Source organism: Microbispora sp. H11081, from assembly GCF_012999535.1.
Classification (GTDB): domain Bacteria; phylum Actinomycetota; class Actinomycetes; order Streptosporangiales; family Streptosporangiaceae; genus Microbispora.
The window spans coordinates 475,756-500,785 of the sequence record NZ_JABBWV010000004.1; the positions used below are offsets into that span (position 1 = coordinate 475,756).

The following is a 25,030-nucleotide window of genomic DNA, read 5'->3' on the forward strand; positions in this document are numbered from 1 at the left end:
CAAGAGCGAACGCGTGGCCATACAGCCGCTTGCGGGCCTGGTGGCCCCTGTGAGCGCTGCGGCCTCGCGGCGCTGGTGAACGGCGCTGGTGAACCCCCTGCGGCCGTGCGGGACGGCACGGCCTTGCGGCCAGTAGGCCCCGGTGAACCGTGCCGCCTGTGAGCCGTGCTGCCTTGCGGCCCTCGTGGACCGGGCGGCCTTGTCGGACGGTACGGCGCTCGATCCGGACGGTGGTCGGCGTGTGCCGGCCGCGTGTCGGCCGCGTGCCGGGAATCCCGGGTCGCCGCCGGGTGCGGTGAAGCCGTCGGCGGACGGTGAAAAAGTCAGGGCTCCGGCGAGAACGTCTCGCCGGAGCCCTTTGCGTGTCATCCCTATGGTTCGAACGGCCGTTCCCGGATGGTGTCTCCATCACCTGGTGCGCGATGGGTCCGGGAGCGGGTGGCTGCGCTCAATGCGCCCTTTTCCTGGTCGGGTCGCATCGGCCAGGATCGTTGGTCGTCCTGGTCGTCACGTCATCCGGCCGATCGGAAGGCGGCGTTGCCTCGCAGGCCCCGCGTCAGAAGCCGTTGCCGAAGCCGGGGTTGTTCCACACGTTGTTGTTGTTCCGGTTGTTCATGAACGTGTTGTTGTTCCAGAAGCCGTTGTTGAACCAGTTGGTGTTCCGGTTCGTCTTGTCCTGGAAGGCGATGGCGGCGTTCTTGCCGATGATGGCGAACCCGGAGTTGTCGTCGACGTTGTCGGTGAACGCGTTCTGGTTCCACATGCCCTGCTGGTTCCAGAACATGTTGTTGTCGTTGTTGCAGAAGCCGTTGCCGAAGCCGTTGCCGAAGCCTCCGCCACCGCAGCCGCCGCCGCACCCCTCATTGCCACCGAAGTCGATGGGAACGAAGTTGTTGAACATGGGCATTCCGCCGCCCAGGAAGCCGCCGCCGAAGCCGCCGCCGAAACCTTCGGCGTTCGCGGCGGTGGAGCTCATGGCGATGGCGCTGCCGGCGATGGCGGTGCCGAGAGCGAGCCCGGCGAAGACCGTCTTGAACTTGGGCATTGCTGTCCCCCTTGAAAGGATTGGATTTCCCCCGCATCCTCTTCGGCATTTCTCTTGGTGAGGAAGTGAGAAATGCCTTTGTGGCTCCGTGTGGAGCCGGGTTCCTGCGATACGTTGATGTCCGGTGGCCCAGCCCGACAAACGCCGCCTTATGGCTTTTGATCAGCTATTAGCAGCCTATGGAATGAATTAGAGGCAAAAGGGGCGACTTGTCCCATAATGTCCGATTCGAATCCACGGTGCACACGAGGGCGAAGGACCGGGACAAGCGACGGTGGAGTGCCGCGATCCGCCGAGGCACGGCCGGTCGGGCTCAGGCGGGGGCGCTCCAGGAGACGAGAGACGAACCTGGTGAGGGGACGAGGCGGTCACGGCGTGGACGGCCCGGAGGAGGGCGATGGGCGCGGGGGAGGAGCGCAGAGGGGGACGGAGGAACGAGAGGCGGAGACGGCGGCCCAGGGGCCGCAGGGGCCCGCCGGCGCGTCCAGGGGCGGGCGCGGAGGGAGGCCCGAATCCGAATGTGCGACGACGAAAAGTGCCCGTGCTCACGTCGGGCGCGGAAATCCACGCCCAGGCGAGCACGGGCACATTTCATCCTGCTCCCGGGCCGGTGGCCCGGGGTTCAGCGTGGCCGGTCAGCCCGGCCTGTGGCGGACACGGACTACGGGATGGCCTCGTAGCCGGGCCGCGGGTAGCGGTCCTTCTTCTTCTCGATGTCGACGTCCGCGTCGACGTCGACGTCCTTGACCTTGGTCCGCGGGTTGATGGCCGTGGCCTGGTTGGTCCGAGGCGTGGCGACCGAGGACTGGCCCTGGCGCGGCAGGTTCTGCGACTGCGTGTTGTCGTACTGCGAGCTGAAGGGCAGCGCCTGCGTCTGGCTCCACTGAGCGTTGTACGGCATGGCGCCCGAGCCGTTGGTGGACTTCTGGAACGGCGTGAGCACGAGCGTGAAGTCACGCATCAGGAACTGGTCCTGGGTCTCCGACTGACGGAGGTGCTGCCACTGGTTGTTCTTGTTCTTGTTCTTGTTCTTGTTGCCGTTCGCGGCCTTGTGGCGCTGGCCCTGGCGGTTGTAGTTCCAGTTGACGTTGGCGCTGCGCGGGTAGGAGCGAGCCGCCGGGGCGGGAGCGGGAACGTACCCGCCCATCACGGTGGTGGCACCGGCGGTGCCGGCGGTGAAGCCGACGCCGAGCACGACGGCCGCGCCGCTCAGCGCGGTGCCGAGGGCCAAAGCCCCGGCGATGTTCTTCAACACGGACATCTGGATGGTTCTCCTCTGAATATCGCGACCCTCCCCCGGTGCCGTACGGAGCCGGACGAGGGTGGTAGTAGTGCGGCGCCGTGTCGACACGGCGCGATGCGGTGGCTCGCGCCGGCGGCCCTCTCCTCGAAGCCGCCGCCGGCGCTCTGCTTCCTCAACTGCTCACCCGTCCGCCTGTGGGGCGGTGGACACCTCCGCCCCACAGGTCACGAGTACGGATGGCCGTCCGGTGCCGCGTCACCTGCCGTGGCCGGGACGTTCACCGAGGCCGCTTGTGCGGATTCGGTCAGGGCACGATCTCGGGCTCGGTCTCGTAGCCCTTCCGCTCCTTCTGCACGTCCAGGTCGATGTCCGCGTCGATCTCCTTCTTCTTCAGACGCGGGTCGATCTCGGTGGCCTGGTTCGTCTTCGGCGTGGCCGCGGACGCCTGGGCCTGACGCGGGTTGTTCAGGGAGTCGGCGTTGGTGTACATGCGGTTCCACGGAATCGCCTGCGAGGAGCCCGCCTGCCAGTTGTACGGCAGCGCCCGCGAGTCGGAGTCCGTCTTCTGGAACGGCGTGAGAACGAGCGTGAAGTCACGCAGCAGGAACTGGTGCTGTCCCTGGTTCTGACGCTCGTGCTGCCACTGCTTGGTGCGGTTCTTGTTCTTGTTCTTGTTGCCGTTCAGCGCCTTGTGCTTCTGCTTCTGCGAATTCCGGTTGGCGTTGTAGTTGTAGGGGTACGGGTAGCCGCCGCCCACGTAGCCGCCCATGACGGTGGCGGCGTTCGCGCTGGTGGCGGCCACAGCGGTACCCAGGGTGACGGCACCACCGGTGAGCGCGGCGCTGATCGCGAGGATCCCGACCAGGTTGTTGAACTTGGGCATTTCATGTCCTCCTTGAAGGATTGTTGCCCCGACACTCCGGCGTTTTCCAAGTCGTTCGGAAAATGCCCTTACTGATGATCCTTGGTGGATCATCCCTGCATTGTCTTGTTTTCCTCGCCGTCCGACTGACAAACGGCGATCGGCGGCTTTTGCCATTCACTTATCGCTTTATTGGCATCGTTGGCACCGATAGGAGCGCATTAGTCCGGATTGTCATTCGTATCCGCATTTCGAAATGTCCGAATAGGGGTGATATTGGCGCTATGTCGCGCTCGCCGATCGGGCGAACCCGGATGATCGGTCCCCTGTGGCCCGGGTAGCGGGAGTGCCCGCCGAGGAGGTGCGCGGGCGGCGTTATGGTCGAGAAACGCGAGGAGAACAGGGGAGGACGCGTGGGTGTCGAGCCGATTCCACTGTGGCCCGGCCGGCTCATCGACGTGGGGGACACGCGCCTCCATGTGCGGACGACCCCGGAGGGGCCGCCCGAGACCGCCTTGTACGTGCACGGATTGGCGGGCTCGGCGACCAACTGGACCGACCTGATGGGCCAGCTGGCCGACGAGGTGCGGGGGGTCGCCGTCGACCTGCCGGGAGCGGGGCACTCGCCGGAGCCGGCGGACGGCGACTACTCGATCCCCGCCCACGCCGCGGCGGTGGTCCGTCTGATGGAGACGCTGGGAGGCGGGCCCGTCCACCTCGTCGGCAACTCCATGGGCGGCGCGGTCTCTGTGCGGGTCGCGGCCATGCGGCCCGACCTCGTGAGGTCGCTGACCCTGGTCTCGCCGGCGATGCCCGACCTGCTGCCGAGGTACGGCCCGGCCAGGATCGCCATGTCCGCCGCCCCGCGCCTGGGCGAGCTGGCCGTCCGCTGGCTCAGCGCGCTGCCGCCGGAGCGGCGCGTCCAGGCGACGCTCGCCATGTGCTACGCCGACGCGGGGCGCGTCCACCCCGAGCGGCTGCGCGAGGCGATCGAGGAACTGCGCCGCCGCGACGGCCTGCCGCACGCGGGGGCGGCCATGGTCGGCTGCGCCCGCGCGATCGTGCGCGAGTACTTCCGCGTCGGCCCCGACAACCTCTGGCGGCAGGCCGAGCGGGTCACCGCGCCCACCCTCGTCGTGTACGGCCTGCGCGACCGGCTGGTCCACGCGCGCATGGCGCACCGGGCGGGACGGGTCTTCCGCGACGTGCGCCTGGTCACACTTCCGCACGCCGGTCACGTGGCGCAGATGGAGTATCCCGAGCTCGTGGCCAGGGAGGCGCGCCGCCTGCTGGCCTACACGAGGAAGTCCCTGCGCCGAACAGCGTGATTGGGGAATGCGGGGCTACCCCGGTTAAGTTGTGAGAAGAGCTTGTGATGGGCCCATGGAGCCGAGCGCGACATTGGCACGAAAACGGGAGTGGAACTGTGTCGTTGCCACCGCTGGTAGAGCCGGCAGCAGAGCTGACGGTTGACGAAGTGCGCCGCTACTCGCGCCATCTGATCATCCCCGACGTCGGCATGGCGGGTCAGAAGCGCTTGAAGAACGCCAAGGTCCTGTGTGTGGGCGCGGGCGGCCTGGGCTCTCCCGCGCTGCTGTACCTGGCCGCGGCCGGGGTCGGGACGCTCGGCATCGTCGACTTCGACGTCGTGGACGAGTCGAACCTGCAGCGTCAGGTCATCCACGGGCAGTCGGACGTGGGCCGCCTGAAGGCCGAGTCGGCCGCCGCGAGCGTGCGCGAGATCAACCCGCTGGTCAACGTCATCATCCACAACGTCGCTCTCACGACCGACAACGTGATGGACATCTTCTCCGGCTACGACCTGATCGTGGACGGCACGGACAACTTCGCCACCCGCTACATGGTCAACGACGCGGCCGTGCTGCTCGGCAAGCCGTACGTGTGGGGGTCCATCTACCGGTTCGACGGGCAGGCGAGCGTCTTCTGGGCCGAGCACGGCCCGTGCTACCGCTGCCTCTACCCCGAGCCCCCGCCGCCGGGCATGGTCCCGAGCTGCGCCGAGGGCGGCGTGCTCGGCGTGCTGTGCGCGTCGATCGGCTCCATCCAGGTGAACGAGGCCATCAAGGTCATCACCGGTGTCGGCGAGCCGCTCGTCGGCCGGCTGATGATCTACGACGCCCTTGAGATGAAGTACCGCGACGTCAAGGTCCGCAAGGACCCCGAGTGCCCGCTGTGCGGCAAGAACCCGTCGATCACCGAGCTGATCGACTACGAGGCGTTCTGCGGCACCGTCTCCGACGAGGCGCAGCAGGCCGCGGCGGGCAGCACGATCACCGCGGCCGAGCTCGTGGAGATGCGCGAGCGGGGCGAGGAGATCATGCTCATCGACGTCCGCGAGCCGAACGAGTACGAGATCGTCAGCATCCCCGGCGCCGTGCTGATCCCCAAGGGCGAGTTCCTCAACGGCTCGGCCCTGGAGAAGCTGCCGCAGGACAAGAAGATCGTGCTGCACTGCAAGTCGGGCGCCCGCTCGGCCGAGGTGCTCGCGGTCCTCAAGAACGCCGGCTTCTCCGACGCCGTCCACGTGGGCGGCGGCGTGCTGAGCTGGATCAAGACGGTCGACCCCAGCCTGCCGGCCTACTGATTCGCGGCCACGCGACGGCCGCCGCCTCCTCATCGGAGACGGCGGCCGTCGTCGTCCCTAGGCGTCGTCGTCCCCAGGCGTGGTGGTCCCTAGGCGTGGTGGTCCCGCACCACGCTGAGGCCGCTGGGCGCGACGATGCGCTGCAGGGTCTCGACGTACGCCGTGAACGCGGCCCGGCCCTCGTCGGTGAGCTTGAACCACGTCTTGGGCCGCTTGCCCACGTAGCCCTTGCGCACGGCGACGTACCCGGCGGCCTCCAGCGCGCTGCCGTGTTTGGACAGCACGGAGTCGCTGACGCCGACGGTGTCGCGGACGAACGAGAACTCCGCCTCCTCGGCCGCCGCGAGCAGCGAGACGATCTGCAGCCGGGTGGGGGCGTGGATGACCGGATCGAGGTCCATCAGCGGTTCTCGATGCCGCGGGCGAGCAGGACGGAGACCCAGCGCCCGACCAGGGGCCCGGTGACGAGCTGGAAGGCCGTCATGACGAGGCCGGCGTAGGTGCGGGCGTAGGCCACCTCGGCGGCGCTCAGGCGGAAGGCGACGGCGAAGCAGATCCCGATGCTCAGGAGAAGCCAGACCGCGAAGACGGCGATGGCGTCCGCGCGCATCAGGCTGCGGTGGGTCGTCATCGTGCGGGTCCGGACGAAGGCGGCGATCAGCGCGCCCAGGCCGGCGCACAGCAGGACACTCGTGATCACCGTCACCGGAACGGGGGTGCCCGGCTCGGTGACGAACTGCACACCCGTGACGAACAGCCCGACCCCGACGCCGTACCAGGCCGGGAACCAGGGCTGGGACCTGACGGCCTTCACCTGCGTCTGCCGGATCGTCGCCAGGCTGCGCGCGGCTTCCTCGGGGTCCATGAGGCTCCTTCCAATGGTCTTTCCATCATGGAAAGTATTTTCTACTTTCCGAAGCGTCAAGTACTTTCCATGACATTTGTGGGGATGCCAGGCGGTAGGTCGCGTTAAGGTCACTGAAGGAGGGAGGCCACCACGGAAACGGAGGCGCAGTGGGTGAGACGCGCACCTGGCCCGCCGTGGCCGTGGCCTCCGCGATCACCCTCGTCCTGGCGGTCGTCGGCGGGATCGCGGCCAGCGCCGCCGTCGCGGAACTGACCAGAGGGCCGAGGGTCGCCGAGCTGCGCGAGGCGCAGGCGGCCGAGAGGGCGCTGCGCTGGCAACGCTGGCCGGCCGGCCGGATCTTCCCAGCCACCCTGGTCTACACGAGCGAGCAGGGCGGGCGTGAGCTCGCGCGGCGGGTGGGCATCTCCTCGCGCACCGACTGCCGCGGCGCCGTCGACGCGGCCATCGCCGACCAGATGAGGACGGCCGGCTGCCGGGCGATCCTGCGGGCCACCTACCTCGACGCCCTGCAGGGCATCGTGGTGACGATCGGCGTGGCGGCCTTCCCCGACGAGCTCGGGCCGCGTTCCGCCATCCCGATCTTCCCGGGAGACGGGTCGGCGGCCCCCGGGCTGCGTGCCCTCGCCTTCCCCGGCACGGTGACCGACCGCTTCACCGCGAGCGGACGCCAGGCGCTGACCCTGCGGGTGGCCGGGCCCTACCTCGTGATGACGACGGCGGGACAGGTCGACGGGCGTCCCGCCCGCGCGCTCGGGAAGCAGCGGGACACCATGTTCTCGTTCACCGAGGACCTGGCCGAGGACGTCGGCGCGATCCTCACCGCCCCGGCGTCCCCTGACTGCACCGCCAAGGAGTGGCGATGCTGACCGCGCTCGGGGGAAAGCTCGGGGGGAAGCTCGGGCGGAAGGTCGTGGCCGCCTCGGCCGCGGCGCTGCTCGCCCTGCCCGGCGGCGCGTTCCTCGGTGCCGGCCCCGCCCGGGCCGACGACGTACGGATGAGCCAGCAGGACGTGCTGCGCACCCTCGACGTCGACGACGCGTGGCGGCTGACCAGGGGCAAGGGCGTCACCGTCGCGGTCCTGGACTCCGGTGTCGATCCCAACCACCGCGACCTGGTCGGGTCGGTCGTCACCGGAAGGGACTTCACGGTCGGGGCGAACCCGCGCGGGGTGCAGCCGGTCCGCCTGCACGGCACGTACATGGCCTCGCTCATCGCGGGGCACGGGCACGGCCCGGGCGGCGCCGACGGCATCATCGGCATCGCGCCGGAGGCCAAGGTGCTGTCCGTACGGGTGATCCTGGAGGACGAGGAGCCCGGCTTCGGCACGTTCAACTCCGACTCGCGGTACGAGGCCGTGGTCGCCAAGGGCATCAGGTACGCCGTGGACCACGGCGCGAAGGTCATCAACCTGTCGCTGTCGAAGGACATGCCGACGAAGGACGAGCGCACGGCGATCCGCTACGCGATCTCCAAGGGCGTCGTGCTCGTCGCCGCGGCGGGCAACGACGGCGCGGGCAAGCGGACCGCGCCGTACTCCTACCCCGCCTCGATCCCCGGCGTGATCTCGGTGGCCGCCGTCACGTCCACCATGCGGCGGGCCTCGTTCTCCAACCGCAACTCCTCGGTCATGGTGGCCGCCCCCGGCGTCGACGTACTCGGGGCGGGGCCGGGCGACGAGTACTGGGTCGGCCGGGGGACCTCCCAGGCGACCGCGCTCGTCTCCGGCGTCGCCGCGCTCATCAAGTCGCGCTACCCCCGCATGTCGCCCGCCCTCGTCGCGCAGGCGCTCGCGTCGTCCCCGGCCGACCGGGGGCCGTACAACACCGGAACGGGGTTCGGGGTGGTCAACGCGCACCGGGCGCTGACCGTGGCGGCCACCCTCTCCCGCCACCGCGCCACGGCGTCGGGGACCGGCGTGCAGAACCCGTCGCGTCCGGTCCGCTCCGCCGGGGCGCCCCACGACCCGATCGTGGTCGTGCAGCGCGACACCGGGGCGATCCTCCTCTACGGCGGCATCGCGATCGGCGCCTTCGCCGGCTCGGGCGCCGGCCTGGCCGTCCTGCTCGTGCTCACCCGGCGGGCGCGCGTACGGCAGCGGGAGGAAGACGACGCGCTGCCTCCGGCTCCTTGGCCGACGGGCCTGCCGACGTAGCATCGAGGTATGCCGCCCGAGCAGTCCCGCACCCCGAAGACGGCATCGACGCCGTCCCGCCTCGGGCGGGCGGGCTCTCGGCCACTGCCGCTCGGCGCGTCCGCCCGCCGCACCCGCGCGCGGCCCTGGACGGCGTCCAGGGGGCGCGCCGCCGCCGCGCGGGAGGCCGGTGAACGGGCCGAACTCGAGCGCGGCGTCCGGTTCCGCTCGCTCTATCTCACGATCATGGGCGTGGTGCTCGCCGTCGCGGCGGTGAACGTGCTGCTGGGATCGGTCGGGCTCGTCCAGGAGAACAGGGCCAGGCCTCTCACCGACGCCGAGCGTGCCCGTTACGTGGCCGAGGACGTGGCCCGCCGCTGGCGCGCCTGGCCCGCCGGCATGGTCTTCCCCGAGGAGCTTCCGTACACGGCGCTGGGCCGCGCTCAGCAGTACGCGCGCAGGGTCGGCATCGCCCCCGAGACGGCGTGCCATGCGGCGGTCGACTCGCCGGTGGCGTCGGTGCTGCGCAAGTACGGCTGCCAGGCCATGCTGCGTGCCACGTACGTCGACCAGACCTCGACGTTCGCCGTGACCGTGGGCATCGCCGTGCTGCCGGGCGAGCAGGCCCGCACCGACGCCGCAGGTGAACTGCCCGTGGACGACCGGGTCGGCGTACGGCCTGTGGCCTTCCCCGGCACGGTCACCGACACCTTCGGCGCGGCGCAGCGCCAGCGCACCGGGTGGGTGGGCGCGGGGCCGTACATCGTCTTCTCCACGGTGGGGTACACCGACGGCAGGACGCGCGCCTCCGTCCCCTTGGAGGAACAGGTGAACAGCGAGATGTGGCCCATGGCCGAAACCCTGGCCGGGCGCATCGCGCGCGCACTCGGTGAGCCCCCGGACGTCCCCCGCTGCACCCAGGGGAACGTGTGCTGAGGCCGGCCGCGCTCTGCGCGGCGCTGACGGCGGTCGTCCTGGGGATCGGCCCGGCGGCCTGGGCGGCGCCGGGCGGCGAGGACGCGACGTGGGCGCTGGACGCCGTCGGCGCTCCCGCCGCGTGGAAGGTCAGCAGGGGTGCGGGCGTGACCGTCGCCCTGCTCGGCGACGGGCAGCCCGACGCCGGCCTGCCCGGGCTGGGCGGCCGGGTGGAGCACGGGCCGGACCTGACGGGCGCGGCGGCCGGCGGCGAGCCGGCGCGGCCGGGCGACGACATGACCGCGATGGCCTTCCTGATCGCCGGGAGCGGGAGCGGCGGGGGGATCTCCGGGGTCGCGCCGGAGGCGCGGGTGCTGTCCGTGCCCGTGGCGGCCCGGCGGCCACAGGACGGCTCCGATCCCCGGGACCCGGGGCAGGACACACCGCGGCAGGAGACCCCGCGCCAGGAGACGCAGGACAGCCCGATCGCCCGCGGCATCCGCGCCGCGATCAGCAGGGGAGCCAAGGTCATCTGCCTGCCGGTCCCCGCGTACGCGGTGGACCGCGCGGAGCGCGACGCCGTCTCCTTCGCGCTGGCCAGCGGCGTCGTGCTCGTGGCGGCGGTGGGGGACGCGGGCAGGTCGCCGTACGCCCGCCAGAACGGCACCTCCTACTGGGCGTTTCCCGCGGGCTACCCCGGGGTGATCGGCGTCGGCGCCGTCGACCGCAGGGGCGCCAAGACGGCGGGCAGCAGCGACAACCTCTCGGTTCTGGTCGCGGCGCCGGGGGACGAGGTGCCCGCGGCTCTGGCCGGAGGCCGCCAGGGGACCGTGTCGGGAACGGGAGCGGCCAGCGCGATAGTCGCGGGAACTGCCGCGCTAATAAAGGCCAAATACCCGAATTTGCCGCCGGAATTGGTGTCGCGTGCTCTGACGTCGACGGCCCATCCCCGCCCGCCGACGGGTTATGACGACAAAATCGGATTCGGAGTAGTCGACGCGGCGGCGGCTCTGCGGAAGGCGGGGGAACTCGGTGGATACGGCCCCGCATCGGCGATCCAGGACGACGCGCACTTCGGCAAGGGCCCGGTCTCGCAGGGACCCGCGCGCCCCGGGCCGGATCCGGTTAGGCTCTGGATCTACGGCCTCACCGTTCTGCTCGGAACGGGTGGTTTCGTCGCGGGCGCCGTGGCGCTGCGCCGCCGATGACCGAATGCCGCCGGTGATCACATGTTGGCCGCCGTTTCGCAGCATTTCGGACGCGGTGCTCCCGATGTTCGCGTTTCTGGTGACACGGCCGGGTCAAGTTTCGCTAATGTCGCGGCTCATGGGGTACGAGCTGCGCGTAGAGCGGGACGCACCGTTCGCCTACGCCGAACTCGCGAACATCTCGGCACAGGCCGGATTCGAGCTGCGCGGGTCGCACGAGGCGGGCGAGGTCGTCGCACGACACGGCGATACCGTGTATCCGGTCGCGACCTGGTCGGGCCGGCTATTCGGCCAGCCCGGGTCGGACTGGCAGGTCGCCCAGATGGCCCGTCTCACCGACCTCATGGGCGCCCGTCTCGTGGGCGAGGACGGCGAGGCGTACGGCATCAGGAACGGAGTGGTCGAGCAGATCAACGGATCGTCGTCGTACGAGTTCGGCAAGCTCGAAGAGATCATCGCGGCCGGGCCGACCGAGTGGAGCGCTTGAGGGACGGCAGCGGCGGGCCGTCGCCGTACGCGGAGCGGGTGCTCGACCTGGTCGAGCGGATCCCGCCCGGCAAGGTGATGTCGTACGGGGACATCGCGGAGTACCTCGGCGAGGGCGGCCCCCGGCAGGTCGGGCATGTGATGTCGTTGTGGGGCGGAGCCGTCCCGTGGTGGCGGGTGATCCGCGCCGACGGCACCCCGGCGGCCGGCCTGGAGGCCGAGTGCCTGGCCCGCTGGCGCGACGAGGGCACCCCGGTCCGCGGCGCGAGGGCCGACATGCGCGCGGCGCGGTGGGACGGCCGCGCCTGACGCCGTGACCGTCGACGGTGGTCGTCAATCCGACTTCTCAGGGGCTTTGACGGGATCACTGACAACCGGGACCGTGATCGGCCTGACGCGCGTCTTCTTTCCCCTGTAGTGCCGCTCGTCACCGCCCGCCACGGCGGTGTCACCGGGTGATTCACAGGAAATCCACAGGCTTCGATGAGTCAGGTTCGGCAGTGTTCTGAGGGCATTACCATTTTCAGAACACAGGTCTGGCGAAGGGTGGTGCCTCCCGTATGACACCCGCACCCACGAGCGATGCCGTCGCCGAGCGACTGCGGGCTGTCCAGGAGCTTTACGACCGGGGCGAGCCGATAGACGCGCTGGTCGAGCTCGTACGCGCGGAGGGGCTGAGCCCCGCGCAGCGCCGGGAGGTCGACCGCGAGGCGATCGCCGGTCCCCTCGGTCTGCGCCTCGACGCCGCGGCCAAGCGCGGGCCCGCCCGCCGCCGCCAGGCCATCGACGTGCTCCGGCCGTACCTCGCCGAGGTCGACCAGAAGGTCAAGCGGGACCTGCCGGTCGGGCGCCGGGTCGCCTGCCACCTGATCGAGACCCGGGACCCGGGCGAGCTCGCGGAGAGCGACGCGCTGGGCAAGCTCGCCGCCGCCGCGGCCGAGCCCTCGCGGCGGGTCCGGCGCGGCCTGCGGTGGTACGCCGACCTTCCGGTCGAGGTCGCCGACCACTCACTGCTGCGCCTGCGGGCGGCCGACCTCGTGCCGGTCACGCAGATCGACGACATCACCTGGGTGGGCAACCGCCTGAGGGTGACAGGGCACGCCTACATCGCCGGCCTGTCGGTCCGCAGCGGGCGGTTCAACCGCGCCACCGTCGTGCTGCGCGGCCCCCGCTGGCTGCCCCGGATCACGATGAGAACCCGCAGGACCTACCGCCCCGAGGCCACCCACGCCGCCCGCGAACCCGGGTGCAACTACGACTGGGCGGGCTTCACGGCCGAGCTGCATCCGTTCGCCCTGCGCTGGCGCGCCGGGGTGCGCGCCCTGGTGCGCGGCACAAAGCGGGTGCTGCGCCGCCGCCACATCGTCCAGGACACCACCACCTGGCGGGCCGAGATCGTGATCTGGAGCCGCGCCGCCCGGGCCAAGGGCGTGCTGCGCGGGCCCGTGATCGGCCGCACCGAGCGCCCTGCCGGGTTGCGGGTGCGCCCGCGCTGGTGGGTGCGGCCCGTCTGGACCTCCGACAAGGCGCTGCAGGTGGTCTACCAGCCGACCCGCGCGCAGCTCACCGGCGTGGGGCTGAACGGCGACAACATCGAGCTCACCGGCTTCCTGCCGGGCAGGGCCGTCACCAAGGGCAAGGCCCGCGTCGGCGGGCACCGCATGTCGGCCGACTTCACCCCGGTCGAGGGCGGCAGCCGGTTCTCGCTGTCGCTCGCGGTCGGCACCCTGCTCAGCGCGGAGTCCCGGCGGCTGTGGGTCGAGCCCAAGGGCGACCCCGCCGCGGCCGTGATGCTGGAGGGCGCGGAGGAGACCCGCCTGCTCGTCGGCGAGCGTGAGGTCACGGTGCAGGGCGACCGGCGCGACCGGGTCGTCATCTCCGGCCACAAGATCCTGCCCGTGATCACGTCGGCCGTGTGGCAGGACGAGTCGATCATGCTGACCGGGCGTTACCCCGACCCGGACGACGGCCCGCGCGACCTCGTGCTGCGGCACAGGGGCGGGCTCACGATCCGTGTGCCGATCGAGCGCGACGGCGAGCGGTTCACCGTCCGGCTGTCGCCCGGCGCGATGCCGCGCTTCGGCTCGGCCGTGCCGCTGGCCGAGGGCACCTGGAACATCTCCGTGGCCCCGCCCGGCAGGTACGGCCCCGCCATGGTGCCCACCCGGTTCGACCACGCGGCGCTCGACGGGCTGGACGAGGGACCCCGGACGATCGGCGGCCGGGTCTACCGGTTCGTCGCCACCCGTTACGACGTGCCGGTGCTGGTGGCGGCCGAGGACCGGCCGGGCGACGAGCGCAGCGCCGCGGGGGTGTGGGCGCTCAGCCGCACCTTCTACCCGGCCGAGCGCGCCCGGCCCCTGCGGGAGGCCACCGTCTACGTCTCCTTCGACGGCCGCGCGTACTCGGACAACCCGCGCGCCATCTACGAGGAGCGGCTGCGGCGCGGCGACGAGAGCGAGCACATCTGGGTCGTCAGGGACGGCGCGTTCGTGCCGCCCGGCTCGCGCGAGCTGGGGCTCGGCGACGGCGTGACGCCCACGGTCGTCCGTGAGGGCAGCCGGGAGCACTACGAGGCGCTGGCCCGCGCCCGCCACATCGTCTCCAACGGCTTCCTGCCGCAGTGGTTCCGCACCCGTGAGGACCAGGTGTGCCTGCAGACCTGGCACGGCACGCCGGTCAAGCACATCGGCCGCGACCAGGCCCACATGAAGCGCGAGCCCCGGCCCCCGGTGTGGCACCGCCAGGCCGTGGAGGTGCGCGGCTGGGACGTGCTGCTGTCACAGAGCCCGTGGGCGTCGGGCGTGCTGCGCAAGGCGTTCGGCTACGAGGGCGAGATCCTGGAGTCGGGCTACCCGCGCAACGACATGCTCGTCTTCGACGACCGGGACGCCATGGCCGCGGAGATCCGGCGCAGGATCGGCATCCCCGAGGGCAAGCGGGTCGTCCTGTACGCGCCGACCTACCGTGACTACGACCGCAGGAACGCCTCGGTCAAGCTCGACCTGGCCGACGCGAAGCGGGCGCTGGGCGCCGATCACGTCGTGCTGGTGCGCGGCCACATGATGCAGGCGTTCCCGCACGTGAACGCGCACGACGGCTTCGCCATCGACGTGACCACCTACCCCGACACCGCCGACCTGCTGCTGATCGCCGACGTGCTCGTCACCGACTACTCCTCGGTGATGTTCGACTTCGTCGCGACCGGGCGGCCGGTGGTGCTGTTCACGCCGGACCTGGGCAAGTATCGGTCGTCCCGGGGGATCTACCTCGACCTCGAGTCCCAGCGCCCGGGGCCGCGTCTGGAGACCTCGCCCGAGGTCGTCGAGGTCCTGCGGAACATCGACGCCGTGACCGCCAAGCTGGCCGACCGCTACGCGGCCTTCGTACGGACCTACGCGCCGCACGACAACGGCAAGGCCACCGCCCGCGTCATCGACCACGTGTTCTCCTCCTGACCCGGGCGGAGAACGTCGCGGACTGCGAGGCAGGGGCGCCGGACGTCGGCCGGCGCCCGGGCCGGTGAAAGCCCGTCAGCCACCTTCCTCGTCTTCCGCGAGCGTGGTGACAAGTCCCCGTGCGGTCGAGCGGAGCAGCAGTCGCAGCCTCGGCGCGAAGTCCAGGGCCGCGTGGCCCCATTCAGGGACCTCCTCGTAAAGGGCGGCGAGCGTCGGGGTCGGGTGGGAGATCTGCCAGAAGTGCCCGGCGAACGACAGGGCCGCAGCGACGAGGGCGGCAAGCTGCGCGGTCGTCATGCCGCTCGCAGCCCTCAGAGCCGCCACGAGCGCGTCATGCGCCTCGAAGGCGCGGGTCTTGTACCGGCGGGCGCGGTCCGCGGAGACATCCCCTTCGAGGCTGAGCGCCACATGGGTGAGGAGGTCGCAGAAGACAGGCTGCTCCGCGATGGTGTCGGCGAGCAGGAGCCCGACGTCCTCGGGTGACAGGCGGACGTCGGCCGCGCATCGGTCCCGCACGGCGGCGCTCCAGCGGCGCCAGCCGTCCTCGGCGAGCGCCAGGAGAAGTTCCTCTTTGCTCGCGTAGTAGCGCCGCACGCCGGTGCGGTGCAGCCCCGCCCGTTCTGTGACGCCCGCGAGCGTGACGAAGCGGACGCCGCCGCGGGCCTGGGCCTCCGCCTCGGCCGCGACCAGGAGGTCCTCCGAGCGGCGCGCCTTGTCCTGCGCGGAACGAGCTCTCTGCTGCACGCCCCGATTTTAACGCACCCGTTGATGCGCTAACACTCGACGCGGTGTACCGTGAATAACGCATCACGAGGTGCGTTATCTTCAGTCCGCCGATCGAGGAGCGAGACCCATGCAAGCCGTACAAGCCACAGTCTTCGGAGACCCGTCCGTACTCGCCGTCCGGGAGGTGCCGACACCCGAGCCAGGGCCGGGGGAGATGACCATCGACGTGACGCATGCGGCGGTCGGCCTCGTGGACGTGTTCCTGCGCCAGGGGCTCCTCAAGGGCCGGCCGGGCATGCCGCAGGCTCCCTTCGTTCCCGGCCTCGAAGTCGCGGGCACCGTCCGCGCCCTCGGCGAGGGGGTGAGCGGGTTCGTCGAAGGGGAGCGCGTCGTCTCCATGTCCGCGGGCCACGGCACCGGGGGATACGCCTCCGTCTACCTCGCGAAGGCGCTCTTCGTCGCCTCACTTGACGGCTACGACATCGACTCCGCCCTCGCGGTCTCGGTGCTTCCCAACGCGGCCATGGCGCACGTGGCCCTGACGCGGGTCAGCCGCATGGTGAAGGGGGAGAGCGTCCTGGTCCACGGCGCTCTTGGCGGGTTCTCGGCCGCGTTCCCGGGGATCGCCAGACAACTCGGCGCCTCCAGGGTCGTCGGCACGGTCCGCGCGAGCAAACTGGACGCCGCGGCGCGCAGCCGGCTGCCGTACGACCGGATCGTCGACTCCGCCGAGATGACCGAGGCCCTGGCGGGAGAGACCTTCGACGTCGTCATCGATCCGGTCGGCGGGGAGCTCCGCACCCGGAGCCTGGACCTGATGGGGCCCGGCAGCCGGCTGCTGGCCTCCGGGAACGCCAGCGGCGACTGGGGTCACACGTTGGACAGCAACGATCTGTGGGGGCGCAACGTCACCGTGAGCGGCTTCAACGCCGGCGCCTACCTGCCCTCGGTCCCCGACGCGATCCGTCCCGCCCTGGAGGCGGCCCGCGCCGCGTTGGCGGCGGGGCTCGGCGCGACCGAGATCGAAGTGCTGCCCTTCTCGGAGGCGGTGACCGCACACGAGCGGATGGAGAACCGCTCGCTCGACGGCCGGCTCGTCCTTGTGCCCGACCGGCTTGCCTGAGCTGGTTGATGTCGATACCTTCCGTCCGGTCGACTCTGCTGCCCGACCGGGAAGCGGCCAGCCTCGGGGCCTGGCCGGTGAAGCGGGCCTGTCAGGGTGATCTGGATAAGCCGGACGTACGGGTGACGGCGGCGGGCTGATCCGCCCTACTGGGACATGGAGTGGGCATTCGGGCACGATCTGTCTCAGTGATCTGGTGGAATGCTGTGTTGTGAGTGGTCAGAACTACCGGCTGGTGCGTCGCGGGGGAGTGGGACGTCGCGCGGCTCCCGTGCTGGACGAACATCAGCGGGCCGTAGTCGCACACGAGAGCGGGCCCCTGCTCGTGCTCGCCGGGCCGGGCACCGGCAAGACCACCACGATCGTGGAGACCGTCGTCGACCGGGTCGAGCGCCGGGGCGTGGACCCGGAACGCGTGCTCGTCCTCACGTTCAGCCGCAAGGCGGCCGGTGAGCTGCGCGAACGTATCACCGCCCGGATGCGTCGGACCACCCGGACGCCGCTGGCCCTCACCTTCCACAGCTACGCGTACGCGCTGCTGCGCCGGGAGGCGGTGCTGGCCGGCGAGCCGCCGCCGCGCCTGCTCACCGGTCCCGAGCAGCTGCTGGAGATCCGGCGGCTGCTGCACGGCGAGCTGGAGGACGGCGCGCGCCACTGGCCCGCCGACATGCGGGAGCTGCTCAAGACCCGTGGGTTCGCCGAGGAGCTGCGCGACTTCCTGTCACGGGCGGCCGAGCGCGGCCTGTACGGCGACGCGCTGGTGCGGCTGGGCCGCGAGCACGGCAGGCCCGACTGGGAGGCCGCCGGGCTGTTCTCCTTCCGCTACCAGGACCGGTTCGACCTCGATCCGGTGCCCGCCCTGGACTACTCGGAGCTGATCCGCGAAGCGGCCGGCCTGCTGACCGACGGCGAGGTGCGGCGGCGCGAGCGGGACGCCTACGACCTGGTGCTGGTCGACGAGTATCAGGACACCGACCCGGCGCAGGAGTTCCTGCTCAGGCAGCTCGCGGGGGACGGCCGCGACCTGATCGCCGTGGGCGACCCCGACCAGTCCATCTACGGCTTCCGCGGCGCCGACGTGCAGGGCATCCTGCGGTTCCCCGAGCGGTTCCCCACCCGGGACGGACAGGACGCCCCGGTGATCGCGCTGCGCGTGTGCCGCCGCAGCGGCCCCGCCCTGCTTGAGGCGTCCCGCCGCGTCGCCCTCCGCCTCCCGGCCGTGCCTGGCTCCCATAACAGCCACGAGAACAGGACCGGCGGCCACCGCGACCTGATCCCGGTGGAGGACGCCGAGCCGGGCGAGGTGAAGGTCCTGCTGGCCGACAGCGCCACCCAGGAGGCCGCGGTCGTGGCCGACACGCTGCGCCGGGCGCACCTGCTCGACGGGGTGCCGTGGTCGCGCATGGCGGTGCTGGTGCGCAGCGCGGCCCTGCAGGTGCCGCTGCTGCGGCGGGCGCTGGTCTCCGCCGGAGTGCCCGTCGTGGTCGCGGGCGACGAGCTTCCGCTGGTGCGGGAGCCCGGCGTACGGCCGCTGATCACGCTGCTGCGGATCGCCGCCGCGCCGGCCGCGCTCGACGTGGCGACCGCCGAGGAACTGCTGACGGGCCCGCTCGGCGGCACCGACATGATCGGCGTACGCAGGCTGCGCCGCGCGCTGCGGATCGCCGAGCACGAGGCGGTCGCCGCGGAGGCCGCCGTCGAGGGGGAGGGCCAGCCGGCGCTGCCGTTCACCCCGCGCTCGTCGGACGAACTGCTGGTCGCGGCGCTGCGCGACCCCCGGGAGCTGAACGGCGTCGAGCCGCACGTCGCGGCGCCGGCCGAACGGCTCGGGCGGTTACTCGCCACCGCCCGCGACGCCGTACGGCACGGCCGGGGCGCCGAGGAGGTGCTGTGGGAGATCTGGCAGGCCAGCGGGCTCGCGGAGCGCTGGACGGAGGCCAGTCTCATGGGCGGGGCGCGTGGTGCGCAGGCCGACCGCGACCTCGACGCCGTCGTCGCGTTGTTCGACCACGTGGCCCGTTTCGCCGACCGGCTGCCCAAGGCCGGGGTCGCGGTGTTCCTCGACGACCTGACCTCCCAGGAGATCGCCGGTGACACGCTGGCCGAGTCCGCCCCCGAGGGCGACGCCGTACGGATCCTGACCGCGCACAGGAGCAAGGGCCTGGAGTGGGACGTGGTGGTGGTCGCGGGCGTGCAGGAGGGCCTGTGGCCCGACCTGCGCCTGCGCGGCTCGCTGCTCGGCACCGAGGCGCTGGTGGAGTTCGCGGGCGGCTCGGCGCTGGACACCGCCCAGGCGGCGACGGCCGCGCTGGCGTCCAAGATGCTGGCCGAGGAACGGCGGCTGTTCTACGTGGCGGCCACCCGTGCCCGCAGCAGGCTCGTCGTCACCGCCGTCGGCGGCGAGGACACCGACGAACGGCCCTCCAGGTTCCTCACAGAGTTGCTGCCCGGCGGCGTGGAGCCGGCGACCGTGGACGACCGGGCGCGGTGGCTCAGCATGTCCGCGCTGGTCGCGGACCTGCGCGCGGCCGTGTGCGACACGACCAAGTCCGAGGCGATGCGCCGCGAGGCCGCCGCGCATCTCGCCAGGCTGGCCCAGGCGGGGGTGCCCGGCGCCAACCCCGGCGAGTGGTACGCGCTGACCCCCATCTCCGACGACCGGCCCCTCGGCTGGCCCGACGACGTCGTCCAGATCTCGCCGTCGTCGGTGGAGAGCTTCACCAAGTGCGGGCTGCGCTGGATGCTGGAGACCGCGGTCGGGGCCGGGTCGTCGAACGTCACCCAGAGCCTCGGCACGGTCGTCCACGCGATCGCCGCGATGGCCACCGAGGACGGCACCGACTACGTCAAGCGGCTCGACGACATCTGGGACCAGTTCGACTTCGGCGGGCTGTGGTTCAACCGCAAGCAGCGCCGCGTCGCCGAGCAGATGGTCGACAGGTTCGTCCGCTGGCAGAAGGACAGACCCCGTGACCTGGTCGCCGTGGAGGAGGCGTTCACCGTACGGGTGCCCGGCCACGACATCCAGATCACCGGCCGGGTGGACCGGGTCGAGCGGGACGAGGCGGGCCGGGCCGTGATCATCGACATCAAGACCGGCGGCGGCAGGCCCAAGGACGCCGAGATCGACCGGCATCCGCAGCTCGGGGTCTACCAGCTCGCGACGACGCTCGGCGCGTTCGAGCGGCACGGCCTCGTCCAGCCGGGCGGCGCGGCCCTCCTGCAGCTCGGCAAGGCGGCGGGCCAGTCGGCCGACGCCAAGGAGCAGGCGCAGCGGGCGCTCGCCGACGACCCAGAGCCCGGCTGGGCGGACGAGCTGGTCAAGACGGTGGCGACCGGCATGTCCGCAGGAGTGTTCGTCGCCACGGTCAACGACGGCTGCCGCACCTGCGCCGCCAAGATCGCCTGCCCGGTGAACGACAACGGAGGACAGGTGTGCTGACGCCGGGTGAGCTGGCGGGCCGGCTCGACATCCTCCCGCCCACCCCCGAGCAGGCGGCCGTCATCGAGGCGCCGCCTGAGCCGATGGTGGTCGTGGCGGGGGCGGGGTCCGGCAAGAGCGAGACGATGGCCGGGCGGGTGATCTGGCTGGTCGCCAACGGCCTGGCCAGGCCCGAGCAGATCCTCGGCCTCACCTTCACCCGCAAGGCCGCCGCCGAGCTGGCCGAGCGGGTGCGCCGGCGGCTGGCCGGGCTGGCGGCCGCCGGGCTGGTCGAGCCCGAGCTGCTCGACTCCGAGCCGACGGTGTCCACCTACCACGCGTACGCCGCCCGGCTGGTGACCGACCACGCGCTGCGGGAAGGGCTGGAGCCCACCATGCGGCTGGTGACGCCCGCAGTCGCCTGGCAGATGGCGGCCCGGGTGGTCGGCCAGTACGACGGCCCGATGGACCGGGTGGACCTCTCCCCGCCGAGCGTCACGGCCGCCGTGCTGGATCTGGCCGGCGAGCTGGCCGAGCACCTGCGCGAACCGGCCGACGTACGCGAGATCGGCGACTGGCTGCGCGAGCGCCTGGCCTCGCTCACCGGGCGGATCGTGAAGGACCAGCGCAAGCCGGTCGAGACCCAGGCCGTCCGTGAGCAACTGCTGCCGATGGTCGAGGCGTACGAACGGCTCAAGCGCAGACGTGAGGTCATCGACTACGGCGACCAGATGGCGCTGGCGGCCCGGATCGCCTCCCGGCATCCGGAGGTCGGCGCGTCAGAGCGGTCCCGGTTCTCGGTCGTGCTGCTCGACGAGTATCAGGACACCAGCCACGCCCAGCTCGTGCTGCTGCGTTCGCTGTACGGCGGGGGCCACCCGGTCACGGCGGTCGGCGACCCCTGCCAGTCGATCTACGGCTGGCGTGGCGCGTCGGCGGGCAACCTGTCCCGGTTCCCCCAGGACTTCCCGGCGGCGTCCGGAGCCCCCGCGCAGGTGCGCAGGCTGTCGGTCAGCTTCCGCAACGGGGAGCACGTGCTCGGTGTCGCGGCCCGGATCCAGGCGCCCCTGCGCCGGGAGGCCCGTGAGGTGCCGGTGCTGGTGCCCGGCGGCAACCGGGTGGGCCGGGGGCGCGTGTTGTGCGCCTTCCACGAGACGGCCGACGACGAGGCCGAGTGGATCGCCGAAGGGCTGGCCGGCATGCTCGACGGCGAGGGCGCCCCGGACGGCCTGCCCTGGGGTGAGGGCGAGCGGGCCAGGCGCGGCCCCGCCCTGCAGCCGCAGGACGTCGCGATCCTCGCCCGCAAGCGGTCGCAGTTCCCGGCGCTGCGGCGCGCGCTGGAGGCGAGGGGCGTCCCTGTGGAGGTCGTCGGGCTCGGCGGGCTGCTGACGGTGCCCGAGGTGGCCGACATCGTGGCGACCCTGCGCGTGCTGTACGACCCGACCGCGGGGGACGCGCTGGTCCGGCTGCTCGCCGGGCCCCGCTGGCGGATCGGCCCCGCCGACCTGAAGGTGCTCGGCGACCTGGCCCGCGAGCTCAACAAGGAGATCAGAGCCGCGAGGGGAGGGCCACGGCCCGCGGACCCGCTGGACCAGGTCGTCACCGACCTCGCCGAGGAGCGCGGCAGCCTCATCGACGCGCTCGACGAGCTGTCCGACCGGCCCGACTGGCTGGAGCGGTTCTCCCCGCTCGCGCGGGTGCGGCTGCCGGCGGTCGCCAGAGAGCTGCGCCAGACGCGCGCTCACGCGGGACAGCCGCTGCCCGATCTGATCAGCGAGATCGAACGCCGGCTCGGCCTCGACGTGGAGGTCGCCGCGAGGGGCGGCAGCCCGCTGGCCGCCCGCGCCGATCTCGACGCATTCCTCGACGCCGCCTCCCGGTTCGCCGGCGACTCTGAGGACCCGACGCTGGGCGCGTTCCTCGCGTACCTCAAGGCGGCGGAGACGGAGGAGTTCGGGCTGGAGGCAGGACGCGTCGGCGACAGCAACACCGTGAAGCTGATGACCGTCCACGCGTCGAAAGGGCTGGAGTGGCCGGTCGTGGTGGTGCCCGGCCTGTCGCAGCTCACCTCGCAGAAGGGCGGGCTGATCAAGGGCAGCGTCTTCCCCGCGACCCCGGTCACCAACTCCCGGTGGACGGAGAACGCGCGCAAGCTGCCGTACCCGCTGCGGGGGGACGCCGCGGACCTGCCGGAGCTGGCCGGGCTGGACCGGGAGGCGGTGGGCGCGTTCGAGGAGCGCTGCCGCGACCGCGACCTCATGGAGGAGCGGCGGCTGGCGTACGTCGCGGTCACGAGGGCGCATTATCTGCTGATCGCCTCCGGCTACCGCTGGGGCACCTCGTCCCGCCCGCTGGAGCCGTCGCAGTTCCTGCGGGAGATCCGCGAGTCGGGCGCCCGCGTCGTGCGCTGGGCCGAGGATTCGGAGAGCGAGGAGAATCCGCTGCTCGCCGAGCCGCCCGTGGCCGAGTGGCCGTCCGTCACGGTGCGCGACGCGGTCCTCGACGGCGCCCGCCTCGTGGAGGAGGCGATGATGGGCGACACCCCGCCCCCGCAGGCCGGTGACCAGGCGCTCGTCCGGGACTGGGAACGGGAGCGGATGCGGGCCTGGGCGCGCGACACCGACCTGCTGCTGCGTGAGCGGGAGACGAACCGGCGGCGGGCCGGGGCGGTCGTGGAGCTGCCGTCGCGGCTGTCGGTGTCGTCGCTGGTCACGCTGGCGCAGGATCCGGCGGCGTTCGCCCGGCAGGTGCGGCGGCCGCTGCCGCGCAAGCCCGCTCCGCTGGCCCGCAGGGGCACCACCTTCCACCGGTGGCTGGAGTCGCGCTGGGGCCAGCAGCGCCTGATCGACGACCTTGAGCTGCCGGGGGCCGCCGACGAGATGTCGGAGACCGACGTGCAGCTCGCCGAACTGCAGGAGCGGTTCGAGGAGAGCGAGTGGGCCACGCGTGAACCGGTCGACCTGGAGGTCCCGTTCGAGACGATGATCGGCGACCGCCTGCTGCGCGGGCGGATGGACGCGGTCTTCCGGGAGGGCGACGGCTACGTGGTGGTCGACTGGAAGACCGGTGAACGGCCGCAGGGCAGGGCAGCGGAGACCGCCTCGGTCCAGCTCGCGGCATACCGGGTGGCCTGGGCCGCGCTGGCCGGGGTGCCGCTGGAGAAGGTCGGCGCGGCCTTCCACTACGTACGCTCGAACGAGACCGCCCGTCCCGTGGACCTCCTCGACACGGACGGTCTCACCGCGCTCATTCGGCGGGTTCCCGAGGACTGACCGCCTGGTCGAAGAGCGCGCTCGTCTCGATCTTGATCCCGAAGGGCTCTGGCAGTTCCAGGACCGCGCCCTCCTCGACGGTGACGATCCGCTGGTACGCCTGCCGGCGGTAGTCGAAGGGCTCCAGATCGGAGAGAGGATCGCTCATCAGCGTCACTCTGCGCGGAGATGCCACGGGGTCCACGATCAGGTACAGCGGCACGCCCGCCCGCGCGTAGTCGAGCGGCTTCTCCTTCCAGTCGACCCTGTACGTCCCGGGCGAGCACACCTCCACGACCAGCAGGAGGCTGCGCCCGTGAGCGCGCATCTCGTCGAAGGCTTCGACCTCGTCCGGCACGACCATGAGGTCCGGCAGTCGAAGGTCGGGCTGCGGCGGTATGTGCACTCCCCAGCCGTAGAAGAACCGCCAGCGGTTGGGCAGCTTCAAGGCATACAGCAGGTTGGAGAGCCGGTCGAGGATGTCGGCGTGCTGCATGGTTGCTGGGGGGCTCAAGACGACCTGCCCGTTATGGATCTCCGCTCGGTACCCGGCCTCGTTGAGTTCCAGGCAGAAGCGCAGCAGCTGGTCCTCGAGACTTTCGGGCTTCCTGGCCTCTGAGGGCTCGTGTTCGTCCGAGACGACATCGTCGGGGACGGGGTCGTCCTGCTTGCGCGGGACAGGGCGATCGTGCCTGCCGCGCTTGGTCGGCTTCGTGAGGGCCATGGCGCCATCCTCTCCTGCTCCTCCATGTGATGGTACGGACCGTCTCTGGATCGGCACGGAAAGTAACAGCGGAGTGGAGGGAGGGCGATTCTTCGGAAGGGCAACGAGGTGAAGGAAAGCCCTACCGGGAGGGGGAAAACCGGCTCCGCGAATCGGTCCTTAATGGCACATCCGTCGCAAATGTCCCGCGACAGGCTCTAAATTCCGCCGTGCGTCCCGTCGCCGGCGATGAAGTGATCGGTGAACCTTGGCCGTTGGGCCACGTGACACGGCTTGTTGCGTGGTCGTCGGGTCCGCTGTCGGCCGTTTGTGTTCGTCCCATAAGCCGCCTACGTGGCGCAAATCCCGCCCCGGTCAGTACGACCTGATCTTGGTCCTGAACCAACCCGATTCACGGATGCCGCAGCGCCATGTTGAGGCGTTCGTAACCCGTGTTGCGCGTGATCGCCCGTTCACTGCGAGTTAACGGCGCCGAGCTGTGCGTGAAACATCATCACGCTCGTATTCCAGTTCAGCGCGATCTTTCTCCCGCGCGGCCTTTGGCGTCTCATGAGTGGTGAAGGGTGCCGGTGCGTGTCACGTCATGCGCCCCGTCGCCGGCGATGGAGTATTCGGTAAACCCTGCCCGTTGGGCCAGGTGACACGGTTTGTTGCGGGGTGGTGGCGTCCGCTGTCGGCCGTTTGTATTTGTCCATAAGCCGCCTGAGTGGCGCAATTCCGCTCCGGTCGGTTCGACCTGATTTTGGTCCTGAACCGACCCGATTCACGGATGCCGCAGCGCCATGTTGAGGCGTTCGTAACCCGTGTTGCGCGTGATCGCCCGTTCACTGCGAGTTAACTGCCCCTAGCCGCGCGTGAAACATCCGGCTGGCGTCATCGATCTCACCCCACCTCAGGAGGAGTGCATGCATTCTCCCCCACGCGGCTTTCTCGCCGCCCGACGCCGGGCCAGTCGGCGACGACT

At 71.3% G+C, this 25,030-nt stretch carries 19 protein-coding genes; 12 read left to right on the plus strand and 7 right to left on the minus strand.

Annotation, left to right across the window (positions count from 1 at the left end):
- Positions 1-556: 556 nt before the first annotated feature.
- The 3 genes from HHX31_RS33640 to HHX31_RS14545 all read right to left on the minus strand — a co-directional run bounded on the left by HHX31_RS33640 (position 557) and on the right by HHX31_RS14545 (position 3,171).
- Positions 557-1,045 (minus strand): hypothetical protein, encoded by a 489-nt coding sequence (locus tag HHX31_RS33640; RefSeq protein ID WP_211589670.1) that lies wholly within the window; start codon positions 1,043-1,045, stop codon positions 557-559.
- Between the two features lie 661 nt (positions 1,046-1,706).
- The gene (locus HHX31_RS14540; RefSeq protein WP_169948775.1) at positions 1,707-2,306 is read right to left on the minus strand and encodes a hypothetical protein; all 600 of its coding nucleotides are present in this window, start codon (positions 2,304-2,306) and stop codon (positions 1,707-1,709) included.
- 286 nt (positions 2,307-2,592) lie between these two features.
- The gene (locus HHX31_RS14545; RefSeq protein WP_169948776.1) at positions 2,593-3,171 is read right to left on the minus strand and encodes a hypothetical protein; all 579 of its coding nucleotides are present in this window, start codon (positions 3,169-3,171) and stop codon (positions 2,593-2,595) included.
- Between the two features lie 392 nt (positions 3,172-3,563).
- On the opposite strand from HHX31_RS14545, the gene HHX31_RS14550 reads away from it, so the two are divergent.
- Both HHX31_RS14550 and moeZ read left to right on the plus strand, forming a co-directional pair.
- Complete coding sequence (locus HHX31_RS14550) at positions 3,564-4,478, plus strand: alpha/beta fold hydrolase (protein WP_169948777.1); 915 nt, start codon at positions 3,564-3,566, stop codon at positions 4,476-4,478.
- Positions 4,479-4,576: 98 nt separating this feature from the next.
- Positions 4,577-5,755, plus strand: a complete 1,179-nt coding sequence (gene moeZ, locus HHX31_RS14555; protein WP_169948778.1) for an adenylyltransferase/sulfurtransferase MoeZ — start codon at positions 4,577-4,579, stop codon at positions 5,753-5,755.
- Between the two features lie 89 nt (positions 5,756-5,844).
- Here moeZ and HHX31_RS14560 read toward each other — a convergent pair whose 3' ends face one another.
- Together HHX31_RS14560 and HHX31_RS14565 are read right to left on the minus strand one after the other, a co-directional pair.
- Positions 5,845-6,156, minus strand: coding sequence for a transcriptional regulator (locus tag HHX31_RS14560; protein ID WP_169948779.1), 312 nt, complete (start codon positions 6,154-6,156; stop codon positions 5,845-5,847).
- Entirely contained in the window at positions 6,156-6,620 is a 465-nt protein-coding gene (locus HHX31_RS14565) for a hypothetical protein (protein WP_169948780.1), read from the minus strand. The genes HHX31_RS14560 and HHX31_RS14565 overlap by 1 nt, the downstream gene beginning before the upstream one ends.
- A gap of 149 nt (positions 6,621-6,769) precedes the next feature.
- Here HHX31_RS14565 and HHX31_RS14570 point away from each other — a divergent pair, with 149 nt between their 5' ends.
- The 7 genes from HHX31_RS14570 to HHX31_RS14600 all read left to right on the plus strand — a co-directional run bounded on the left by HHX31_RS14570 (position 6,770) and on the right by HHX31_RS14600 (position 14,821).
- On the plus strand, positions 6,770-7,489 hold the full coding sequence (locus HHX31_RS14570) for a hypothetical protein (protein ID WP_311931786.1): 720 nt from the start codon (positions 6,770-6,772) through the stop codon (positions 7,487-7,489).
- Entirely contained in the window at positions 7,483-8,775 is a 1,293-nt protein-coding gene (locus HHX31_RS14575; protein WP_169948781.1) for a S8 family serine peptidase, read from the plus strand. Before HHX31_RS14570 ends, HHX31_RS14575 begins: the two co-directional genes overlap by 7 nt.
- A gap of 9 nt (positions 8,776-8,784) precedes the next feature.
- Positions 8,785-9,690 carry a hypothetical protein gene (locus HHX31_RS14580; protein ID WP_169948782.1) on the plus strand — a complete coding sequence of 302 codons (906 nt, stop codon included), beginning with the start codon at positions 8,785-8,787 and terminating at the stop codon, positions 9,688-9,690.
- Positions 9,684-10,877 (plus strand): S8 family serine peptidase, encoded by a 1,194-nt coding sequence (locus HHX31_RS14585; RefSeq protein WP_169948783.1) that lies wholly within the window; start codon positions 9,684-9,686, stop codon positions 10,875-10,877. Before HHX31_RS14580 ends, HHX31_RS14585 begins: the two co-directional genes overlap by 7 nt.
- Positions 10,878-10,995: 118 nt before the next feature.
- Complete coding sequence (locus HHX31_RS14590) at positions 10,996-11,364, plus strand: hypothetical protein (RefSeq protein ID WP_169948784.1); 369 nt, start codon at positions 10,996-10,998, stop codon at positions 11,362-11,364.
- Entirely contained in the window at positions 11,361-11,672 is a 312-nt protein-coding gene (locus tag HHX31_RS14595) for an MGMT family protein (RefSeq protein ID WP_169948785.1), read from the plus strand. The genes HHX31_RS14590 and HHX31_RS14595 overlap by 4 nt, the downstream gene beginning before the upstream one ends.
- A 251-nt stretch (positions 11,673-11,923) precedes the next feature.
- Entirely contained in the window at positions 11,924-14,821 is a 2,898-nt protein-coding gene (locus HHX31_RS14600; protein ID WP_169948786.1) for a CDP-glycerol glycerophosphotransferase family protein, read from the plus strand.
- A gap of 75 nt (positions 14,822-14,896) precedes the next feature.
- Here the strand turns inward: HHX31_RS14600 and HHX31_RS35650 are convergent, their stop codons facing one another.
- On the minus strand, positions 14,897-15,565 hold the full coding sequence (locus HHX31_RS35650; RefSeq protein WP_169948787.1) for a TetR family transcriptional regulator: 669 nt from the start codon (positions 15,563-15,565) through the stop codon (positions 14,897-14,899).
- A 109-nt stretch (positions 15,566-15,674) separates the two neighbouring features.
- Between HHX31_RS35650 and HHX31_RS14610 the strand changes: the two genes are divergently transcribed.
- The 3 genes from HHX31_RS14610 (at position 15,675) to HHX31_RS14620 (ending at position 23,363) form a co-directional block, all read left to right on the plus strand.
- Complete coding sequence (locus HHX31_RS14610; RefSeq protein ID WP_169948788.1) at positions 15,675-16,670, plus strand: zinc-binding dehydrogenase; 996 nt, start codon at positions 15,675-15,677, stop codon at positions 16,668-16,670.
- 211 nt (positions 16,671-16,881) lie between these two features.
- Positions 16,882-20,112 (plus strand): ATP-dependent DNA helicase, encoded by a 3,231-nt coding sequence (locus tag HHX31_RS14615; protein WP_169948789.1) that lies wholly within the window; start codon positions 16,882-16,884, stop codon positions 20,110-20,112.
- Positions 20,106-23,363 carry an ATP-dependent helicase gene (locus HHX31_RS14620; RefSeq protein WP_169948790.1) on the plus strand — a complete coding sequence of 1,086 codons (3,258 nt, stop codon included), beginning with the start codon at positions 20,106-20,108 and terminating at the stop codon, positions 23,361-23,363. The genes HHX31_RS14615 and HHX31_RS14620 overlap by 7 nt, the downstream gene beginning before the upstream one ends.
- Here HHX31_RS14620 and HHX31_RS14625 read toward each other — a convergent pair.
- Positions 23,338-24,066 carry a Uma2 family endonuclease gene (locus HHX31_RS14625; protein WP_169948791.1) on the minus strand — a complete coding sequence of 243 codons (729 nt, stop codon included), beginning with the start codon at positions 24,064-24,066 and terminating at the stop codon, positions 23,338-23,340. The two genes, HHX31_RS14620 and HHX31_RS14625, sit on opposite strands and share 26 nt — an antisense overlap.
- Positions 24,067-25,030: the final 964 nt, after the last annotated feature.

What these genes read in the sequence shown, in the direction of transcription:
- HHX31_RS14540 (WP_169948775.1), bottom strand. Translation starts at nt 2,306, where the DNA reads ATGTCCGTGTTGAAGAACATCGCCGGGGCTTTGGCCCTCGGCACCGCG.
- HHX31_RS14560 (WP_169948779.1), bottom strand. Translation starts at nt 6,156, where the DNA reads ATGGACCTCGATCCGGTCATCCACGCCCCCACCCGGCTGCAGATCGTC.
- HHX31_RS14580 (WP_169948782.1), top strand. Translation starts at nt 8,785, where the DNA reads ATGCCGCCCGAGCAGTCCCGCACCCCGAAGACGGCATCGACGCCGTCC.
- HHX31_RS14600 (WP_169948786.1), top strand. Translation starts at nt 11,924, where the DNA reads ATGACACCCGCACCCACGAGCGATGCCGTCGCCGAGCGACTGCGGGCT.
- HHX31_RS14610 (WP_169948788.1), top strand. Translation starts at nt 15,675, where the DNA reads ATGCAAGCCGTACAAGCCACAGTCTTCGGAGACCCGTCCGTACTCGCC.
- HHX31_RS33640 (WP_211589670.1), bottom strand. Translation starts at nt 1,045, where the DNA reads ATGCCCAAGTTCAAGACGGTCTTCGCCGGGCTCGCTCTCGGCACCGCC.
- HHX31_RS14575 (WP_169948781.1), top strand. Translation starts at nt 7,483, where the DNA reads ATGCTGACCGCGCTCGGGGGAAAGCTCGGGGGGAAGCTCGGGCGGAAG.
- HHX31_RS14565 (WP_169948780.1), bottom strand. Translation starts at nt 6,620, where the DNA reads ATGGACCCCGAGGAAGCCGCGCGCAGCCTGGCGACGATCCGGCAGACG.
- HHX31_RS14545 (WP_169948776.1), bottom strand. Translation starts at nt 3,171, where the DNA reads ATGCCCAAGTTCAACAACCTGGTCGGGATCCTCGCGATCAGCGCCGCG.
- HHX31_RS14625 (WP_169948791.1), bottom strand. Translation starts at nt 24,066, where the DNA reads ATGGCCCTCACGAAGCCGACCAAGCGCGGCAGGCACGATCGCCCTGTC.
- HHX31_RS14590 (WP_169948784.1), top strand. Translation starts at nt 10,996, where the DNA reads ATGGGGTACGAGCTGCGCGTAGAGCGGGACGCACCGTTCGCCTACGCC.